Raw genomic sequence first — 18,130 nt, 5'->3', positions numbered from 1 at the left:
GACAATCTAGCTTTGTCTATCTTCTGCAGGGAATCCCAACTCGGTCCAACGGATCATTCCACCTGCGAGATTAACGACGCTTTTAAATCCCAAGTTTTGCGCATATCCCGTAGCACTACCCGAACGGCCACCGCTTCGGCAGATAAATACCATTTCAGTACTTTTATCTTCCTGCTTTAAATAATTCTCGAGCTCAAAACCCAAAGGCATTAATTTAGATCCCTTGATATGACCGTATTCACCATTGTATTCCTCTGGCCGTCGAACATCGATTAATTTTATTTTTGTTAAAATTCCATAATCATGAGTCAAAGATCTATTTAATTCTTCGCATGATACTTCAGGGATACCGTCATTCACTTCAATCCCGTCGAACACCAAACACCTCCATGGACAACCTCATTGTGATGCTGTTAATTTTGAAATGCAAATAATGATTATTTAGTTACAAACGGTGTTAAAGTTGAACCACGCCCTTACTTCCTGAATACTTTTGAAAAAACATATTCATCACTTGTGATACCCTTAAAAAAATCCGCACTTTTAATCAGTTCCACCTGGACCATGCCTAGCTTTTTTGCAACCTTGTGTGACGCTTTATTGCGAGTGTCTGACCATGCTCTAATTTCCTTAACCTGAAGAACTTTATCCAAATATAAAAAGACGGCCTCGAGGCATTCCGTAGCCACTCCCTTTTTCTGAAATTTTTGTCCAACAATATATCCAATGGAGGCAATCCTATCCCTCGTCAGCCCTCCTTGAATATGAGCGACAATCTCTCTATTCTGATTATCTCGAGCCGCCCAATTTAGCCATAATTCCTCACCATCAGGAGATCGACGAGTAATCCACCGAGAACAACGTTTTTCTAGTTGTTCTAAAGTAGGAGGATCCAAGGGGACAAAGTGATAAAGTTCTAAATCATTAAAAAATTGATATAATTCTACTTTATGAGACTCCGTAATGGGTTCTAGAATAAATCGAGAAGAAAAAAGCTCAGGCTGTTCAAAGTTTTCAAATAATTCATCTAGTAAAAGATTTTGCAAATCATTTGGCTTTACAAACCTTTCATTACTGTATCTGATTTTTGGTTCTTTATTTTCAAACATAATCTTCCCTTACGCTGCTTGAATTAAATCATTTACAGTAAATTTCTTCAAGATGATTGTCCTATTTGAATTAATTGTAATAATTTTGCTCTGCGAGAACAGATTCGGGCCCATCTAGAGATTATTTGTTACAGCTTGTGGAGATAATTTAATCTGAGTTCGATTAATAACTAGATTTTTGTTTAAATACTCGAAGCTAGCACACTCTGCCTGATCACAAACAAAATAATGAACTTTCTTATATAAAGGGAGAATATCAATTTTTGAAGATTGAGAAATAGCCTCTTTAACAGAAGCAGACGTATCCAGGATATACTGAACCCACTGCAACTCATTCAAGAGAGCTGGACCATCAGGGTTTAAATCAACATGCATCGAAGCGTTCAGACATAAAGTCTCTACAACTAAACTTTTTTCGTTAACCCACTGACTGGAAATTCCTTTCCAAACTGCGAATAAGTTAAACTTCCATATTTAGATATCCAAGAAAACTCCTAAATAAAAATAAAGATTATTAACACAACATATTCTTTTTTGAATTTTTGCTCTTTATTCTTAAATAATTTTCCCTCAATTTTTTACCCAGAAAACTACCAATATCAGCCTTTCAAAAGCTGAAATTGGTTGTTTTGCAACCGAAGAACAGCAAATCTTGAAAATCTTCTGTAACACCAGGGCCAGAGCAAGAAAAAGTTAACTGCTCAGCACTGAGAACTGCTTCTCCTTCGACTCCATTATTACAATTGAAGACGTAACCGACGTCGCTCTGATAATATCTAACTTCGCCTTGGCAATTGTTCGTGAAGTTGAGATTGACCCCACAAACATTATCACTATCTATATATTTACTTTCAGTAGGGTTTTGAGGATCAATTGCCATTTTAGATCTGAAGAGTGGGGCGCTTGAATCAAATAATGCAGTGACTTGAAAACCTTCGAACGTTTCGTTGCACGAAATTTTTAGTGGCATTGCTGCTTGAGCAACTAAACTTAAAAAAATAAACGAACAAAACAATGAAAAGATAAATTTCTTCACAAGGTACCCCCATTTCGAATGAATCCAGTACAGCATTAAGAATACAATCTGTCCACAAAACTCAAATACATTGACTGCTGGCATGAGCAGCAGAGTCAGAACCTTTTGAGTACTAATTAATTTTTGTAAAAATAAAGGCTCCGTTTTTTTGCATGAGCCTTGCTGAAAAGTGATGTGAATTTAACGACGGAGTTTTGAAAACAGATTAATTTTTCTGATAGTAATTGACGAACTGATCAACAATGCGTCCGTTTGTATCATGGGCTATAAATCGCACTATTAATAGAGCCCCGGAAGATTCTAATGTTATTTCGCTTCGAGTGAAAATCTTAAAGTGTCCCGTCTTTTTATCAAAAGAACTCGAATTAAAAGTGAGCTTCTGATCGACAAATTGAATTTGTTGAGCGTAAACCATATCCGGATAATTGGAATCGACTATCTCTCTTGGAATCCCATCGGTTATCCATTCAGTTTGGTACTTCGGAGTGGATGATTGATCATCATATCTGATGAGTTTAATGGATTTACAGGCAGTTTGAACAAATTCATATCTGCTATGGTTTGTAGTGTTTAGGTCATAGTATTTCCCACTTACATCAACGCAAGCAAGAGCATTAATTCCAACGAGCATACCAATAGCAAAAATCAGCCTTTCCATAATTTACCTCCATGAAATCTGAGTTTAATTACTGAGACTATTGTAAGTCCAGAACCAAATGATTTTCAACTGATCGCAATATTTTTGTTCTGAGGTTTTTGAAACCGCTTTTACAAATTTATTGATAGAAGCGGTCTTTGAAAAAAAGGTTAATAATTCAAAGCGCGCTCTTCATAGATTGCCTGGCGCTACTTTTCATTCAGTAAGTAAGTGGACATTTCTTCCAGTTGTTTAATGTAGTTCCATTGTTTTTCTTCAAAACAAATACTTAAGAACAAACCTTCGTAATTAAATAGAGCCTTGTCTTTTTTGCAAACTTGCGGATTCTTGATAATACTCCTTTTTATACTATTGAGTTGTTTTTTTATTTCAATAAAATCAGTAGTCAAAATACTAATCGTTTTTTTAGGAAAATTTTGGAGCTTAACTTCAAGTGAAATTAAATTCTTATTTTGACTGCAGTAAGAAATCGAATTTGACATTGTCGTGTTTCCTCTCCTCCCTCTGACTAAAAAAATAGTTCTACATGCGCTGTTTTTTTCTGCGTATGCATTTACCAAAATAAAACTTAAGATAAAAAATAGTTTTAAATTCACTGGCACCTTAAAACATATCCTTTTTCTGTTTTGTAATTAGACTTACATCCAGATAGTTTTTCTATCAAAGGATGGGAAAAAAACATTTTTAAACGATTTTGTCCACTGGGATGGTCATCGAAGTCTCTTCTATCCAAGTAGGGCTTGGATCGACGAATCAGAATATCTTCGCACATTAGTAAGGTCGCCTCAGTCAATGAGTCTAAGGATGGTTTGGTTCCTGCCAAAGCAAAATATGCCTCCCGAGCAAAATTATCTGCAAATGCTTCAAACATCATAGAGTTTTTGCAGGGACGCTCATCTTGATCTTGATAATTTCCTACATATGGCAAGTAAATTGAGTTTTCAATCGTCTTTAATGGACTACCTTTAACAACTGCACATGAACACTAGATGCTGGGATTGAACAATTCGGGCTTTGAAGTTCCTATTCGCTTTTGTAGTTCTAATCAAAATTATTTAAGAAGTTTTCTTTAGCCCATATGATTTTCTTAGGCACGACTAAATTTTTATATGCATTTGATAGGTTTGAGGGAATATCTGACCATTTAATTTCAACCGCCCATTTTTTATAGGCAAAAAAATCTACTTCCCCGTTTTTAGCCGAAGTTAATAATCCAAACCTATCATATTTTCGACTCAGGTGTTCATGTGCTACTTGCTCTGCGAGCTGTGGGCTTTCGATATCATTGGTATCTAGCCCCAGCCATCTTAGGCCAAGTTTTGTGTAAATGGGATCTGTTAGATAAAATTTCTTTTCTTTTTTAAACCTAAAAGCGCCAGTATCTGGATCGATGCTATTCAAAGTTTTAATTATAAACATATCCTCAAGCACTTGAAGGTAGTCTGCAATGGTATGATGAGAGCCAACTTGCGTTCGTTGAGCTAGTTTATGGGAACTCATAGTTGAAGTCATCGTTTGCACAACTTGGGAAATAATTTCCTTGGTGTAATTTTCATTTTTTCCGATTTTAGCAATATCGCCAAGAATCCATTTTTCAATAAGCTTTTCTGTCTTACTAGTTTTAGTGGATTCTTCACCGGCCTCCGCAATGGCAAGCGGAAAACCACCGATGCGAAAATATTTCTCTAGGGCTTCGGTCTTTGCTAAGGTTTTCCAGTTCGCATCTTTTCGTGCTTTTAAATACTCTTGAAAATTCATAGGCAGCAAGAAAAGATCTTCACCAAAGCCCTCTCTACCAGGCATCCGGTCAACACCCTTTCGCAGATCATAAGTATTAGATCCTGTAACAATGATGGTTCCATTATAGCCAGAGTCTATCAAATGCTTTATTGGGCGAGCCCAATCTTTTACAAAAGTAATTTCATCTAAAAAAATGTAACGACGATTCTTAAAAAGCGTTAACGTTTCCGCTAAATCTTTGAAGTCAGTTAAATTCTCACAACTTAAGAAAAAGCATTCACTAGGCGAAGAAAAATTGCAGGCTTGTTTAAGAAGTTTCTTAAGCCAAGAACTTTTCCCAATTTGCCTTGGCCCCCTGATAGAGTATAAACCTGTACGTAAATCAATAGCAGGAAAAACCCTTTCAAAAGGCATATTTTTTAGCCCCAAAAAGTGCCTATCTTCTTTCTCCCAATTTTGATTTTCCCAAAATAATTTCATGGTTATATACTACAATGAAGTGTTGGCAGTGATGAAGTCAAGTGTTGGCAGTCGAAAAGTAGACTTTGGGCAGTGGTTAAAAGTATAAACCTTCAAGCGAATTTGCTAGGGCATTGCTTGATTTTCAGTTTATGGAGCACAACACGTTTCAAAGGGTATTTCCAGAAAGAGTTTCCATCCCAGTAGTTGATACACGCGTTGGAATAGCTTCAATAAATTCAATGTCTGGATCAGACACTGGAATTAAAGGATTGATCGGTGAAAAATCAATAATAGACGCAATTGAAATGTACCCTGATCACTTTTTTCGACACGAAGAAGTACATATCGTAAATGAAGTTTGTCTTAATTCGCGATTTGATATCACTAAAGAGAAACGATCCAAACTTCGAAAAAATTATTTTGAATATCGAAATACTTTGCCCGTTTTGAATGATCGGAGAAGCGCCTTCGAGTCTGCCTATTTTATCGTAACGCATGAACTTAACAATATACATAGTTTTACGAATGAGGGCGGTAATAGCAAAAGGTTGGTTGATGACGAAGTGCTGCAGTTGATTAGGGATCCTGGCGCGTTCGTCATAGATTTCCTTTATAGGGTGACCTCTTGAAGCTACAAAAAAAACCCACTGTCTGTGAAGGCTCAGGAGGTTGCAATTTTGTTACTAGAAAATGATGTGATTTTGTTCGGGCACATTTTTTATTTTTTGGATCTTTAATCAGTTTGTTCAAGTACTCAAAATTGCATCTGCAAGCAAAAACGAAATGAGGAAAGGTTACTATTATACTGCTAAGTAAAAACAATAATGATTTCATACCTGAAAGATAATGCGATATTGTGGCAATGTAAAGAAAAGTAGGAGTTCCGATTGTCAGCACGGGCGGTTAAGTCTGAATCTTTCAGTATCTTTTAAATGCTAATTAATTTTCGTAAAAATAAAGGCTCCGCTTTTTAGACTGCGCCTTGCTGAACTGCGTTTTGATTTTAATGAAGTGTTTATTTACAGTAGCCGGCAGGACACTCAAGAGGATTTACTAGAGTTAAATTTCCACCAAGTTTATTATATGACAATGGACGCTTAGGTTTTAGAAACTTTTCGATCTTTATGTCAGGATTACGTCGTAAATAGATTTCAAGCCATGCCATATCACGATCTTTTTCAGTTTCTTGAGAAACGCCAGACATTTTGGAGATTCCGGAGGGATCTGTAAGAGCTTGAAAAGTAAAATCAACCAAGAGTTTCAACTTTGGGGAATTGCTGTTGAGTATTGAAGATAAAAAAACCAAAGGTGCCGCCGAGAATAAATGATAATGAAGCGCCCTTTGTCCACGGTTCATTTCCTTAGGGAGAGAGCCATCTGTTTGAATTTCATTCATTCCAAAAGCAAATACCTTCGAAGCCCAATTAATATACTTGTCTTGATTAGTGATTTTACCAACAGCTCCAGCCGCCAATCCTTCCCAATAATAGTGATTATTTCGCGGCGATTTTTGAAGTTCCGAATGCTGAATCGTAAGATCGACTAATTTTGAAAGCCAGTTTTCTATTTTGTACTTTTCATCTGTCGTTGATATTTCTCGTACTTTTGCATAAACGAGAGCAATTCCAGTAAGCATCCATTTGCGTTCGTAAAACGCTTGCTCTGTTTTCATTTCACCAGTTAAGGCCGAGGAACTTGCCCAATCAAAAATCCATTTTAGAGCACATGATCCCGCTTGTTTTTTAGATTTAGGAGCCTGCATATATTCATCACTCTGCTTAGAGATAAACTGTATGTAAATTTCAATTGGTTTAACGGCTGCATCATGTTTTTCTTTACGGGTCTGATCGATAATAGAGAATTTTTTATCAGTATAGTAATTATTAACGTCTAAATTAATGATTGCAGGAGGGGAAGGTTTACAGGCAAGAACTCTAAAAGAAATAAAAGAAGTAATTATACTTATCAAGGCAATTAGATAATAATCTTTCATGCTTACATTATAACGAGCAATATTCATTGTGTCCACATACCTGGCCGGATCAAGGAGGTCTACCTTTCAAGGGTGTTCGCACCTGCGAACGGAACAAGAGCGCTTAAGGCTTCAAAAAACTTAAATGCTTTGGATTTTAGAACCCCAAGATGAAGTGTTAGCTGATCAAATGCTTTATGGACATGAATTCTACCGAACGCCCGGTTTATCTTTTTTGTTGGTAGGGAGGGCCGTCGGGCATCTTTGTATCGGAAATTCCCCAACAAGATCAGACTCTATAGCCCCCATTCCTTTGATGAAATTTCTGGCCTGGTCGATCACTGCGCATTGGACGGGAGATGGTAATTTACGAAGTTTCGAAGCTATAAGACCTATAAACATTCCTGAATTGGCCCGTATTTCTTTCATTCGCTTTTTATAGATGTCATTAAAGCTAGCTAACTCAACATGATGTCCAGAGGAATCTTTGATGACTGTCAACATGTTCACCCGCCCTTGCTTCTTCATTGTCTCCAACGTCTCATACTGTTCTTGATAAGCACCAAGCTCAGTCAAAGCCCGTCTGATTATACCAAGTTGAGCCTCGCTCAAGGTTTCTTTGTGCGAATTTAAAAAAATAGAAAATGCATGTGATGTGGATTTATGTTTAATGTGGGCCATTTCGTGAATAAGAACATCTTCCGTCGCTGTTGGGGAGACCGACAATAATAGATTCGCTTTTGAACTTGGAAAAGCCGCTAACCGAAGGGACCTGCCAAGTTCGTCGTCTCCGAAAACTTGCGCATCAACGTCATGGTCGATTGATTCGAGGAAAAGCGGCACTCCTCCTTTCTGTGCATTCTTCAACCCCTGAAGAACTTTTGGATCTCTCGTAAAAAGAGAGACTCCTTTGATATTAAAGGATGAAGGAAGCTTATCCACGGCAAAATAATATCCAGCGACGTCCTTGTCGTCTGTCTTGACCAAAAAGGTTCGGCCTTCACCACCTGACTTCAAAAAATCGGCAACCATAAAACGATAGGCCATAGAGACTTCGGCGCTGTTGAGATCAGATACTGTTTCAACATGAACAGGTGGTTTTTCTTGAGAAAAAAGACAAAGAGGAAGCACAAAAACAATCGTCAGCATGAAAGCTTTAATCGTCCTTTTATTTTAAACAAAAATCAGGACTCCGTATACATGACGAAGGTCTATTTGGACTGCTTATTGATGGGAAAACTTAATGCAATCAAACTAGAAATTTTTTCGTTTTAATTTCAATTCTGCAGTCGCTTGATTCGTATGCTGAGATTGTTGGATACATAAATATTTACAGCCATTACCAACCCAGACAACTGCGTCCTTCGTGAAACTCAATATATAGTGGCCCCAAAATCTGGATGAATCTTTTGAAACGCACAAGAATTCTATTTTAGAGAGGCTTTGAGTACCATGTTAATTGCATTTACAGGCACTCCTATAGAATTGGTTCCTGCCTCCGCAGTGAAGCTTCCTGTAATGATCTCATGCAGAGGTTTGAAAGTGATTCCATCTAAGCTCATTTTCGCTTCATTCTTTTGAAGGTGAATCCAGAAACTTCTTTTTACTTTCACATAGCTCAAACAGGAGCTCATCTGGTAAAATTCTATACCGTTCCTTCGCAGAGTATGAGTCCAAATGTGATTAAGGGGGATTATATTTTTGTTTCAAAAGCTATTAATTGTCCTGGCTGCCAACGGGCAGTTAAACGAGGTGATATTGCCACCTTTATCTATCCTAACGATCGAACGACAACCTATATTAAGCGCATTATTGGATTACCAGGTGATACTGTCGAAATTAAGTCGACGGATGTTCTTGTCAATGGAAAATCAATCTCTAAAGGTGAAACAACTGATTTGGGAAGTCGTCAGCTTAACGACTTGTTAAAAGATCACAAAGCGAATCTTGAAATGGCTGATTCAGGTGAAATCTATCCTGCGTTATGGAAAAAAGATGAGTTATTAAAAGATGAGATTTTTAAAGTCCCCTTTGGTCAAGTATTTGTTCTTGGCGATAACAGAAGTCATGCATCAGACTCTAGACATTTTGGTTCTCTTCCCTTAACTGATTTAGTAGGTGTTGCAAAGCAAATATTCTTCTCAACAAGTGATTTGAAAAGAAGTCTTAAAGTTATTGATCTGAACTAAATCGTAGTTATCGTCCTAAACAAAATATATTCACAAAAAAGGCCCTTCTTAATCTGAAGGGCATTTTTAATTCTTATTTTTTTTAAAAAGCGGGAGGTAAATTTCCTTATATTTTGAGGCTGCAACTAAATGGAGTGCAACTATTGCCACAGGCACTATTAGGTTTTCCAAACCGGGAGTTAAGAATAAATGAACGAGGATGATATTTAAAGTTATCGGTGCGAGTATGATAAGGATAAGCGCCGGAGCGACCCCAAGTAGTAACAAAAGTCCACTCAGCGTTTCTGTGCCCTTTAATAGCGGGAAAAAATAACCAGTGGCCATCAGTCCATTCATAAAGGTCATTAGTTTTTCTGGCATATTTGGTGGCGGAGGAATGAGATTAAAGAGCCCGGCACCTCCAAAAACCAAAAAGATAAGGCCAAGTAAATAGCGTGATATTGTCGGTAATTTTTGTTTCATTTTAATAACCCCCAGTATAGTTTTTACCACGATAACCTCTAAAGAGTGAAGAATTAATTTAAAATTGCACAAATAAGGCAAATTCATTAAGCTATCCGGAATGGGAATACTTGCTTCTAAATTAACAAAATCAAATCTGACTAAAGAAGACGTCAATGAAATCTCTCAGGAGGTGATTAAAAGAATCACCTCGAACTCTAATCCTGTATTAATTTATTTATTTGGTAGTGCTGCAGATATGTCAATGACAATGGCTTCAGATTTTGATTTTGCCATCATTTTTTTTGATGATATCGATTCGAAAAAGGAAAAAAAACATATTTTAAATATGAAATTATTTCCTGATATTCATTTGGATTTATTATTCTTTAAGATGAGTGATTTTCAACGAAAAGCTGATATTGGCGGAGTTTGTTGGGAAATAAAAAATAGAGGGAAAATTGTTTATGATCAAAGAGCAAAAGTTTAAAAAAGAATATGCTTACGAGCTTTTAAAAATTGCTAAAGGAGATTATGAAACAGCTGAAGTTTTAGCTACTTCCAATAAAGGAAGAAGCTTTCTCTAGTCTTCCTGGTTTAAATGAACTAACCGAGTATGCCACGGTTCGAAGATATGAAGAAGGTACTTTTGAGCTTGATAGTGATGATCTTAAATCAGCACTTGAATTAGCAAAAAAAGTATTAGAAGCTGCTACTAGTATCATAAAATAAGGAATTCTTTACTATCTAGCAGAAAGTGACTACCTTTGCAAAGGAACACGATACTACACAGGCAAGGAGAAAGTGGTTTTTTGAATTGTGAGAAAGCCAATTATTATTCGACGTTTCAACATTATATGGATCAGAATCTAAAGTAGATAAATTCATTTTGGTCTTCAGAAAATAAAATAACTAAGATTCCTATCATGATAAGACAAAGTAAGTAAAGCGACCGAAGAGACTTTCTTTGGTTTTCGAACTGAGTGTGAACCCAGTCAAAAATAGCTATTGAGTTGGGGGCACTGGTAACAGCCAAAAATAAAACCGCCAATATGAAGCTTTTATTTGTAATGACTGGGTTTTGTGCGGATTGAAGTAATCGTAAGACCGAGCTCGAATTGATATTGTTAAATAAAAGCCACAATAGATTTACGGACACGTAGGTTAATAGAAAAGAAATAAATTTCGGCATTCTACAGTTTAGGTGATTAAAAAAATGATTTGCTGCCAACAAGATACCGTGAGCGAGACCCCAGAATAAGAACATCCATCCAATACCATGCCAGAGGCCAACAATGACCATAACAAAGAAAATGATAATGAATTTGGAGTAGAGGCTTTCAAAACGCTCACGAAGAGGATTGTAAAAGTATTCACGAATAAATGAAGAAAGCGAAATATGCCAACGTCGCCAGAATACGATGATATTTTGGCTTTTGTAGGGTGAGTTAAAGTTTATAGGGAGTTCTATCCCAATAATGAGAGCAAGAGCCATGGCTATGTCTGAGTATCCCGAGAAATCGAAATATATTTCAAACCCATAGCCAAAGGTGCTCAATAAAAAATGCTCCAGATTGAGCTGCGAATGTAAATTTGAAGCTAAAGAATAAGCTTGAGACACAAGGGGCGAGATTTGATCTGCGATTAAAACTTTTTTTGCGAGCCCAATAATTAAAAGACTCAGATTTGGCAATGTCAAAGAGAGAGGCTGAGTCTTCCATTTTTCCGAACGAATCTGGGCCAAATGATTTTTGTATGCGACAATGGGCCCTGCCGCCAAATGGGGGAAAAAAGAAATAATAAATAAATACTCAGAAAAAAGAGTGTGTTTGATTTTTTTACTGAAAAGATCGTATTGAAACCCAATTTGTTGAAAGGTGTAGAACGAAATACCCAATGGAATCACACCAGCCAGCCAATCGTCATATTTAATTTTACATATTAAAAGGAGAGAAACATTAAAAACCAGGCTGAGGTAAAAACATCTCTTTTTGGTTTCTGCATCGGAACTTAAGACCACTCTTGAAAAAAAATAATTGATGAGGATTGAAAACATTAAAAGAAATAAATCTTGTTTCCCGTTGATCGCAACGAGCGAAAGCGAAAAAAGTATAACAATTTGTAAACGAAATTTGGGGAGGAAATGAAAGAGAAGGCACAATAAGGGGTAAGTAATTAACAAAAAAATACGTCCGTGAAAGATCATTTTAAACCTATCGTGGTGAGCAGCTTTTCATTTTTTTTCGCCCAGCTTTGTAGCAAATCTTGTGATTTTTCATTGAGCCTTAAGTAATTTTCGGGACTCGAAATAAACGTGCCCACCGAGTGCGTTTGACTATAGAAGTCGGCTATGATTATCGCTCCATACTCTTTGGTAATATGGTTGGTATCCCAAAACCAGCGCATTTTTTGATAATTAAGGGGCACGGGTTCATCATTAGGGAACGTGACTTCAGCCGAGATGTAGATAGGTTTTAAATATTGAATCAAGTTTAAAATCCATTTTTGGTAAGTGGCATCTAATTGCATTTTGTGCCTAATTTGAAAATGGGCAGCATGAACAGGCAACACTAAAAAATGAATTTTAATATTTTTGCTGAGTAGTCGGTCTTTAATTTTTGAGACTTCTGAAATCACTTCCTTATCGAGTCGGTAATCAAGATACATATTTTGATCTAACGTGTATTGTTTGACGTCATTTTGAAATCGAGTCAGTGCGAGCGCCTTTAACGGAGGTATCGCTAAGAAACCATAACTGTCGTAGCCTGATTTTATATCTTGTAAAAATCGAGACACCACTTTGATACTTTCTTTGGTTTCGCTCCATGATAATAGCGAGGTGATTTCATTTTTTTTTAAAACATGCTTGTGATTTTTTGCGAAAGACTGAAAGTCGAGAGCCCAGATCACTTCTCTTACATCTGTTTTTTCAAGCGCTAGTTCAATCATTTTCACCTGATCGCCTATGGAACTGCCAGAAAGACCGAGATTGCAAGTCACCATATCATACCAATGAGGGTCAAATGGGTTAAGTGCAAATTCCACACGTGAAGTTCCTATCAAAATTCGCTGGCAAGAGACTTTCTTCAATAGAGAAATTTTCCCTAGTGGCGCCATTACGGGATAGTTTTTATAGGCATCAATTCCTTCGGATCTGGTAAGTTCAATTCCTGTGGAATTAGTTAGATCAATTCCTTCGGAATTAGTTATGAGATAAGCATTATATGGATTAATAAAAAAATTAAACAAGGCCACGATCAAGCATATAGAAAGAATGGTGATGTAGGCTTTAGTTGCCAGTCGATTTTTCACAAAGATTTATTTTGTTTTTGTAAGCAGTTTGCTTGAATCGTCTTTGAAATTCCAAATGATAGCCCCACTAGGCTGGGTCTCAAGAACTTTTTGATCCTCCATCTCAATTAAATTTGTTCCCTTGTTAAAATTTAATGGGGACTCTTTGTAGTCAATTTGTTTAGTGGTTGGATTCCAAATCAACATTTTTTCGGAACCACTTTTTTCACCTGCAACGGTTGCTATAAATTTACCATTTGAAAGCATCAGCCCACGGCTAACCTCTTTCTTAAGATCAAAAGCAGATGTCCATGATTTGGTAGCAAATGACCAGATAAAACCTACTCCACTAATAACATTGACAACGAGAACCTCTTTCTCATTCAGATTATAGGCTTTAGCAGAAGTGATTTCGCTCGGGAGTGGCGGAGTTTCATACCAAATGTTTTTCTCTGGAGAATAGAATTCTGCTGTTTTTGCAGTGACTAAGTCTCTGTAATCTCCGTTTTCTCCCCCTGAATAAGAGAGTTCATTCCCACCGACAATAAAGATTCTGCCGTCGGCAAAGGTACTGGTATCAAAATTGACTCGCGCTCTAACAAGGTGCCCGAGGGAGTTACTTTCCTCGATACGTCCATCAGCCAGCACAACACGTCCTGTAACGTTTATTTGTATGCCAGGAATTTTTATGCTTTTTCCAAGAGTATCTACCCCTTCGCCTTTGAAAAAGACAATTTCATCAGTGCCTTTTCGGTGACGGATGATTGGCAGTGCCGCTTGCGATTTGCTGTCAAACTCAATAGCTTCGGCTGCCCAGCTATTTTTCGTTGCATTCCAAAATACAATCCTATTTGTCACGCTACCGTACACGTTTCCATAAGGCGTTTGAGAAAGATTGGTGAATCCTAGGATTTGGTCGTTAATCTTGAAACCAACGACACCCTCGAAATTAGGTTCTAAGGTGGTTGGATAGGGAATGGGGCGTGAAGTTGTTTCAGCAACAGGGTCAAAAAAAAGGGCCGTCAGCGGGGCGCTGGCCGTCGTCCCTGTGGAAACAATCAATAATTTTTTATTTGGGAGTTTTCTAACGCTGTGAAATTGCAACTTTAGAGTTTCATAATCTTTGCCCCAAGAGATAGGAGCGGCGACCTCTTTTGGCGTGGCCATCGAGTTTTGAATCTTTTTAAGCTCTGCACCTAAGCCCAATACCTTGCAAAGAAAAACAACGCCAAATAATACCCATCGGGATTTTGATAAAGTTGACAAGGTTATGTCTCTCCTATTTTATTGATGGCAATGAATAAAAATATTCTATGCTCCACGCATTTTTTGTCTATAATTATTTGTAGCATCACTTTTTTTTTCACGTGCGCGGAGGCTCAATCCAAAAACCTATTCCCTTGCAATCACCTACAGCAGAAATATTTTTTATTATCAGAGATCCGTTCGAGTTTTATTAAGAGAAAGATTTTTCTGCAAGCAGATTGCAAGAATGATAAGCTCTTCTTTAAGCTCGACCAAAGTCATGTGCTCATTTTAGATAAATTCAAAGACGGCTCTGTCTCTGTTGAAGGAATCATCAGTTACTCCCATCGTCCTATCGTATGTCCTCTGCAAAATGATCAAGGGGCTTTTAAAATTAAAATAGCCGACCGTACCTTGTTTTTAGAACCGAGTGAAAAAAGCGGCCTTGTCAGCACTGCGGATGTTTTTTTGGTGCCAGTAAAAAGCTTAAGAGGGAAAGTTTATTTAGAAAAAAACATCCCTGTCAGTGGACAATTCGGAAGACAAAGAAAAGGTGAGAGGTTTCATACGGCCATAGATATCCCTACGCCCTATGAGGAAAGTATTCTATCTCCTGCTGACGGCCAGGTCGTTATGATCTCAAATTTAAAGACGCAGTCGACTTTATTCATCAGACACCTTAAAAAAGACAAAACCATTTTTTATAGTGCTTATTCACACGTAAAAGATCTCGCTGTTTCTGTAGGCGATCTTGTCAATTCTCAAACCATGTTGGCCCGCACCTTTACTCGAGAAGAATTCAAAAAAACACATCATGTGTACAATCATGTGCATTTCGAAGTGAGAAAAGGCTTAGATGATCTTGGGAATGGTTCTATACACGCTAATTTACATGAAAAATTATCCAAAATATTTGTGAATCCATCCTTGCCATTAGAAGGCCTTTGGGAATGGTAGCATTTTTAGCCCTAAATATATTCTTGATTTCGATGGTGGTTCTGCCAGCTCTTCATCAAGTTTATTTCACGGCCAAAGCCATTATCCTTGTGGCAGGGGCATGCATTTGCTCAATTCTTCTAATTAAGAACCAAAAATTAAAAATAGTGGTGCCCCTTTTCTCAGGGCTGAATTCTATTTTAATAATGTCTTACTTTTTGATAGTCGTTTTATTCAGTACTCTCGGTGGGAGTGCTTCGCTGACCTGGACATTTTTAATGTCAGGCCTTGTGCTTTTTGTAACCACAATGTGCTTAGATCCAGTGTCTGCATATAAATTGCGAAGCTGGTTTTTTTCCATGGCAGTCTTGCAGGCAGTTGTTGTTGCGGCTCAACTGATTTGGCCTGAGTTTTGGCAAAACATGAATATTGGTTTTGAGGTCAAGCGTAGCTCTGGACTCGTTGGCAATAGAGAGTTCCTAGCCACTTTCTTAAGTGTAGGTTTGCTGTTGCAATTCCCTTACGCTCAAAAATTAAAAGAAGAAAAAAATCTCTTCTTTATAACTGGCGCGATTTTGATTCTTGCGGGGTTATGGATCATTCAAAGTAAAGGAACATTATTTTTGCTCTGCTTGATTTGGGGAAGGCCACTCCTTTCACGATTTCCAAAGACCTACTGGTCCTCGGCGACTTTTGCTATTCTCACCATAAGCTTACTGAGCCAATCTGTTCGCGGGCGCTTGCTGATTTGGTTTGTTGGCCTGAAAATGGGTTTGGATCATTTACCCTGGGGGGTAGGAACAGGAAACTTTGGAAAATATTATTTAACCTCCTTGGTTGAAATTTTTGCGCGTTTTCCAATTTTAAGAACCAATTTGGGAGACACTGCTGGAGCTATTGATGAAGCCCACAATTTAATTATAAACTCCTTTGCTGAAATGGGGTTACCCGGCTTAGTCTCTTCGCTGTTCGTTTTCATCGGACTATTTCGCATTTATAAGCGATTCAGAGCGAGAGAGGTTGAAGCAGATCAAGTAGATAGTGGCCTTATTTTATTGCTGATGGGTAAATTAACTTACACCGTAGTCTTACTGTCACCGGTTAGTGTCGCTTCTTTTGCCATTGGCTTAGGCCTCACTTTAAAAAAAGAGTTTTTAACGGAGGACTCAAAATTTTTCAATGATCGACCCGTGAAATTAAGATTGAGCCGTCCTCTAGTGAACGGCGGTTTGATGATTCTCATGGCTGCAGCTTGTATAAGCCTGTTTCACTTTTGTGTGGCAGAAAATCTTTACTCAAACGGCTATAAATCTCTGAGATCAGGAGACTTGAAACTCGCCAAAAGCCAATTTGAAAAATTAACTGAACGGTACCCTAATCACTCGGATGCCTGGCTGGGGTTGGCATTTGTTGCGGTCAATAGTTTGCCCACTCAAGACCCAGGACCTTATGTCAAAGTGGCAATGGAGTTAAATCCTGACTTTAATACTCTTAAAATTTCAGCCAAATCATTTTTATTGGCTGGTGACTGCTATCATGCTCAAGAAATTTATAGAAATATTCACATGGCATTTCCGCAGCATCTCAGCTCTATTTCTGGTTTGGCCCAATGTGCGCTCACTTTAGGTGACAAAAAAAGTGCTGCCTATTACGCTCAATTATTGATAAAAACTGAGCCGAGAGTGCCGACAAAAACTTATGGACTTAACTTACTATCAGCGGAGGGAATTCTTGAAAAAATTCGACAACAAGACTCAAGCGAAAATACAAGAGAAGAGACAAAAAGAGAGAAAAAATACCACACGAAGTAAGATTCTTATAATCATTAGTCTCTTGACGATCACGAGCGTGGTTTCAGTCTCTTGGGCCGACGACAGAAAAATGGCGCCTGCAGCGAAAAATGCGTCGACGGCAGTCTCAAATCAGGTACCAGCAAAACCTATTGTTCAAAAAGATGGTTTGGGTTTGGCCACTCATGATGATATTCCGATTTATCCAAGCGCTGAGAGCCAATCTGCCAGCGAGAAAAGGCTCTATAAATACACCATTGTGAAAGTGGGAAAGCCATCAAAAGATGGGAGCCGATTTTCAATCGAGTCTGAATTTGGTTCGGGGTGGGTCTCCATTGCTGATATTGATTTAGCATTCGACAGAAAAAGTGCTAAAGATAAAATGGATAGTGATCTCGGTATGGCTTGGTTTTTTGAAAGATTCAACCAAGGCACAAACTTTGAAACCATGAGCTTTGAAGCTGAGTCGTTTTCAACAGAAGAAGTGCGCGCCTTACTGAGTCAAGTGACTGGCAAGGGGGAATCAAACCCTGATTCTGCCAATGCGGCTCAGTCTGCTTTGGCCAGTACAATTTTGAAGAACCTAAGTAAAGATAAATCAAAGTGGGGGCCGCAAGAAAAATATTTTGCATCTGTCATTGACGATAAAAAATTCTGGCTAAATGCGAATTCGACTTTGCGAGGGTTTTGGGAGGCCATGCCGATTAAATACAAATCCGATTCTGATCTCGTTGCAAAGACTGTTTCCCATGGATCTTATCTGATTTATGAACTGTTTTCAAGCACAGTAAAAAACGACCCTGAAATCGCTAAAGAAGTATTTAAAATACTGCCTGAACAAATTAAATATGCTTCTGAAAAACTAAAAGACGACGAGGCGGTTGTCTTAACTGCCGCGATTCAAAACCCACTGTTAATGGAACATGCTTCTAAAAGACTTAGGGATAACCCAGAAATTTTTAAGAAAATTGCGCCCGTGAACGCCATGTCAGTACAATACTCTTCGGACAGACTAAAAAAAGATCCAAAATTTATTATTGATGTTTGCAGTTTCAGACCTTGGTCAGTTCAATATGCAGCTCCTGAAATTTTAGACAACGAAGCCGTTTTTACGGCCCTGGTAAAAAAGGACCCGGTAGTTATGACTTTAGCCAGTGAAAAAGTGGCTTTAAAAGTTTATCCGAAATTATCTACTGATCAAAAACAGCAGTTCTATCACGCAGCCCCCGCCTCCCTTAGATCGCGCTTGGGGCCTCCATAA

Annotated in this window: 21 protein-coding genes; 6 read left to right on the top strand and 15 right to left on the bottom strand. The window is 37.9% G+C overall.

The genetic code is table 11. The annotated features are described in order from the left end of the window. Positions 1–6 precede the first annotated feature (6 nt). The 8 genes from J0M15_02190 to J0M15_02155 form a co-directional block, all read right to left on the bottom strand. The gene (locus J0M15_02190; GenBank protein MBN8535835.1) at positions 7–312 is read right to left on the bottom strand and encodes a rhodanese-like domain-containing protein; all 306 of its coding nucleotides are present in this window, start codon (positions 310–312) and stop codon (positions 7–9) included. A gap of 164 nt (positions 313–476) precedes the next feature. Next, a complete protein-coding gene (locus tag J0M15_02185) occupies positions 477–1,109 on the bottom strand; it encodes a GNAT family N-acetyltransferase (protein MBN8535834.1) in 633 nt (210 codons plus the stop codon). A gap of 114 nt (positions 1,110–1,223) precedes the next feature. Further along, positions 1,224–1,583, bottom strand: a complete 360-nt coding sequence (locus tag J0M15_02180; protein ID MBN8535833.1) for a linear amide C-N hydrolase — start codon at positions 1,581–1,583, stop codon at positions 1,224–1,226. 133 nt (positions 1,584–1,716) lie between these two features. Next, positions 1,717–2,145 carry a hypothetical protein gene (locus J0M15_02175; protein ID MBN8535832.1) on the bottom strand — a complete coding sequence of 143 codons (429 nt, stop codon included), beginning with the start codon at positions 2,143–2,145 and terminating at the stop codon, positions 1,717–1,719. 205 nt (positions 2,146–2,350) lie between these two features. Then, positions 2,351–2,803 carry a hypothetical protein gene (locus J0M15_02170; GenBank protein ID MBN8535831.1) on the bottom strand — a complete coding sequence of 151 codons (453 nt, stop codon included), beginning with the start codon at positions 2,801–2,803 and terminating at the stop codon, positions 2,351–2,353. A 188-nt stretch (positions 2,804–2,991) separates the two neighbouring features. Beyond that, positions 2,992–3,285 carry a hypothetical protein gene (locus tag J0M15_02165; protein MBN8535830.1) on the bottom strand — a complete coding sequence of 98 codons (294 nt, stop codon included), beginning with the start codon at positions 3,283–3,285 and terminating at the stop codon, positions 2,992–2,994. Between the two features lie 110 nt (positions 3,286–3,395). Then, positions 3,396–3,677: a hypothetical protein gene (locus J0M15_02160; protein MBN8535829.1), complete on the bottom strand. Its 282-nt coding sequence runs from the start codon at positions 3,675–3,677 to the stop codon at positions 3,396–3,398. Positions 3,678–3,844: 167 nt separating this feature from the next. Next, positions 3,845–5,023, bottom strand: coding sequence for an ATP-binding protein (locus J0M15_02155; protein ID MBN8535828.1), 1,179 nt, complete (start codon positions 5,021–5,023; stop codon positions 3,845–3,847). A 131-nt stretch (positions 5,024–5,154) separates the two neighbouring features. Between J0M15_02155 and J0M15_02150 the strand changes: the two genes are divergently transcribed. Then, positions 5,155–5,634, top strand: a complete 480-nt coding sequence (locus tag J0M15_02150; GenBank protein MBN8535827.1) for a hypothetical protein — start codon at positions 5,155–5,157, stop codon at positions 5,632–5,634. Positions 5,635–6,020: 386 nt separating this feature from the next. Here the strand turns inward: J0M15_02150 and J0M15_02145 are convergent, their stop codons facing one another. The 3 genes from J0M15_02145 to J0M15_02135 all read right to left on the bottom strand — a co-directional run bounded on the left by J0M15_02145 (position 6,021) and on the right by J0M15_02135 (position 8,599). Continuing rightward, complete coding sequence (locus tag J0M15_02145) at positions 6,021–7,025, bottom strand: alginate lyase family protein (GenBank protein ID MBN8535826.1); 1,005 nt, start codon at positions 7,023–7,025, stop codon at positions 6,021–6,023. Positions 7,026–7,187: 162 nt separating this feature from the next. Beyond that, on the bottom strand, positions 7,188–8,126 hold the full coding sequence (locus J0M15_02140; protein MBN8535825.1) for a hypothetical protein: 939 nt from the start codon (positions 8,124–8,126) through the stop codon (positions 7,188–7,190). Positions 8,127–8,404: 278 nt separating this feature from the next. Next, positions 8,405–8,599 (bottom strand): hypothetical protein, encoded by a 195-nt coding sequence (locus J0M15_02135; GenBank protein MBN8535824.1) that lies wholly within the window; start codon positions 8,597–8,599, stop codon positions 8,405–8,407. Between J0M15_02135 and lepB the strand changes: the two genes are divergently transcribed. Next, positions 8,561–9,166, top strand: a complete 606-nt coding sequence (lepB, locus tag J0M15_02130) for a signal peptidase I (protein MBN8535823.1) — start codon at positions 8,561–8,563, stop codon at positions 9,164–9,166. The two genes, J0M15_02135 and lepB, sit on opposite strands and share 39 nt — an antisense overlap. A 66-nt stretch (positions 9,167–9,232) precedes the next feature. Here the strand turns inward: lepB and J0M15_02125 are convergent, their stop codons facing one another. Further along, a complete protein-coding gene (locus J0M15_02125; GenBank protein MBN8535822.1) occupies positions 9,233–9,628 on the bottom strand; it encodes an acyltransferase in 396 nt (131 codons plus the stop codon). A 100-nt stretch (positions 9,629–9,728) separates the two neighbouring features. Here J0M15_02125 and J0M15_02120 point away from each other — a divergent pair, with 100 nt between their 5' ends. Beyond that, a complete protein-coding gene (locus J0M15_02120; protein MBN8535821.1) occupies positions 9,729–10,097 on the top strand; it encodes a nucleotidyltransferase domain-containing protein in 369 nt (122 codons plus the stop codon). Between the two features lie 372 nt (positions 10,098–10,469). Here J0M15_02120 and J0M15_02115 read toward each other — a convergent pair whose 3' ends face one another. From J0M15_02115 to J0M15_02105, 3 genes are all read right to left on the bottom strand, one after another. Beyond that, a complete protein-coding gene (locus J0M15_02115) occupies positions 10,470–11,663 on the bottom strand; it encodes an MBOAT family protein (GenBank protein MBN8535820.1) in 1,194 nt (397 codons plus the stop codon). A gap of 146 nt (positions 11,664–11,809) precedes the next feature. Next, complete coding sequence (locus tag J0M15_02110) at positions 11,810–12,919, bottom strand: hypothetical protein (protein ID MBN8535819.1); 1,110 nt, start codon at positions 12,917–12,919, stop codon at positions 11,810–11,812. A gap of 6 nt (positions 12,920–12,925) precedes the next feature. Further along, positions 12,926–14,164 (bottom strand): hypothetical protein, encoded by a 1,239-nt coding sequence (locus J0M15_02105; protein ID MBN8535818.1) that lies wholly within the window; start codon positions 14,162–14,164, stop codon positions 12,926–12,928. Positions 14,165–14,194: 30 nt separating this feature from the next. On the opposite strand from J0M15_02105, the gene J0M15_02100 reads away from it, so the two are divergent. The 3 genes from J0M15_02100 to J0M15_02090 are packed head-to-tail and all read left to right on the top strand — an operon-like array spanning position 14,195 to position 18,130. After that, positions 14,195–15,100, top strand: coding sequence for a M23 family metallopeptidase (locus J0M15_02100; GenBank protein MBN8535817.1), 906 nt, complete (start codon positions 14,195–14,197; stop codon positions 15,098–15,100). Beyond that, positions 15,094–16,890, top strand: a complete 1,797-nt coding sequence (locus J0M15_02095) for a hypothetical protein (GenBank protein MBN8535816.1) — start codon at positions 15,094–15,096, stop codon at positions 16,888–16,890. The genes J0M15_02100 and J0M15_02095 overlap by 7 nt, the downstream gene beginning before the upstream one ends. Further along, positions 16,811–18,130 (top strand): DUF4116 domain-containing protein, encoded by a 1,320-nt coding sequence (locus J0M15_02090; GenBank protein ID MBN8535815.1) that lies wholly within the window; start codon positions 16,811–16,813, stop codon positions 18,128–18,130. Before J0M15_02095 ends, J0M15_02090 begins: the two co-directional genes overlap by 80 nt.

This window comes from Deltaproteobacteria bacterium (assembly GCA_017302835.1).
Taxonomy (GTDB): domain Bacteria; phylum Bdellovibrionota; class Bdellovibrionia; order Bdellovibrionales; family Bdellovibrionaceae; genus UBA2316.
Note: the sequence above shows the minus strand (reverse complement) of the source record. Positions and strands in the feature narration are given on the sequence as shown.

Excerpts from the sequence above, each read along its gene's own strand:
- J0M15_02150 (MBN8535827.1), top strand. The coding sequence starts at position 5,155 with ATGGAGCACAACACGTTTCAAAGGGTATTTCCAGAAAGAGTTTCCATC.
- J0M15_02140 (MBN8535825.1), bottom strand. The coding sequence starts at position 8,126 with ATGCTGACGATTGTTTTTGTGCTTCCTCTTTGTCTTTTTTCTCAAGAA.
- J0M15_02145 (MBN8535826.1), bottom strand. The coding sequence starts at position 7,025 with ATGAATATTGCTCGTTATAATGTAAGCATGAAAGATTATTATCTAATT.
- J0M15_02115 (MBN8535820.1), bottom strand. The coding sequence starts at position 11,663 with ATGTTTTCAATCCTCATCAATTATTTTTTTTCAAGAGTGGTCTTAAGT.
- J0M15_02160 (MBN8535829.1), bottom strand. The coding sequence starts at position 3,677 with ATGATGTTTGAAGCATTTGCAGATAATTTTGCTCGGGAGGCATATTTT.
- J0M15_02120 (MBN8535821.1), top strand. The coding sequence starts at position 9,729 with ATGGGAATACTTGCTTCTAAATTAACAAAATCAAATCTGACTAAAGAA.
- J0M15_02165 (MBN8535830.1), bottom strand. The coding sequence starts at position 3,285 with ATGTCAAATTCGATTTCTTACTGCAGTCAAAATAAGAATTTAATTTCA.
- J0M15_02185 (MBN8535834.1), bottom strand. The coding sequence starts at position 1,109 with ATGTTTGAAAATAAAGAACCAAAAATCAGATACAGTAATGAAAGGTTT.
- J0M15_02155 (MBN8535828.1), bottom strand. The coding sequence starts at position 5,023 with ATGAAATTATTTTGGGAAAATCAAAATTGGGAGAAAGAAGATAGGCAC.
- J0M15_02125 (MBN8535822.1), bottom strand. The coding sequence starts at position 9,628 with ATGAAACAAAAATTACCGACAATATCACGCTATTTACTTGGCCTTATC.
- J0M15_02170 (MBN8535831.1), bottom strand. The coding sequence starts at position 2,803 with ATGGAAAGGCTGATTTTTGCTATTGGTATGCTCGTTGGAATTAATGCT.
- J0M15_02100 (MBN8535817.1), top strand. The coding sequence starts at position 14,195 with ATGAATAAAAATATTCTATGCTCCACGCATTTTTTGTCTATAATTATT.
- J0M15_02095 (MBN8535816.1), top strand. The coding sequence starts at position 15,094 with ATGGTAGCATTTTTAGCCCTAAATATATTCTTGATTTCGATGGTGGTT.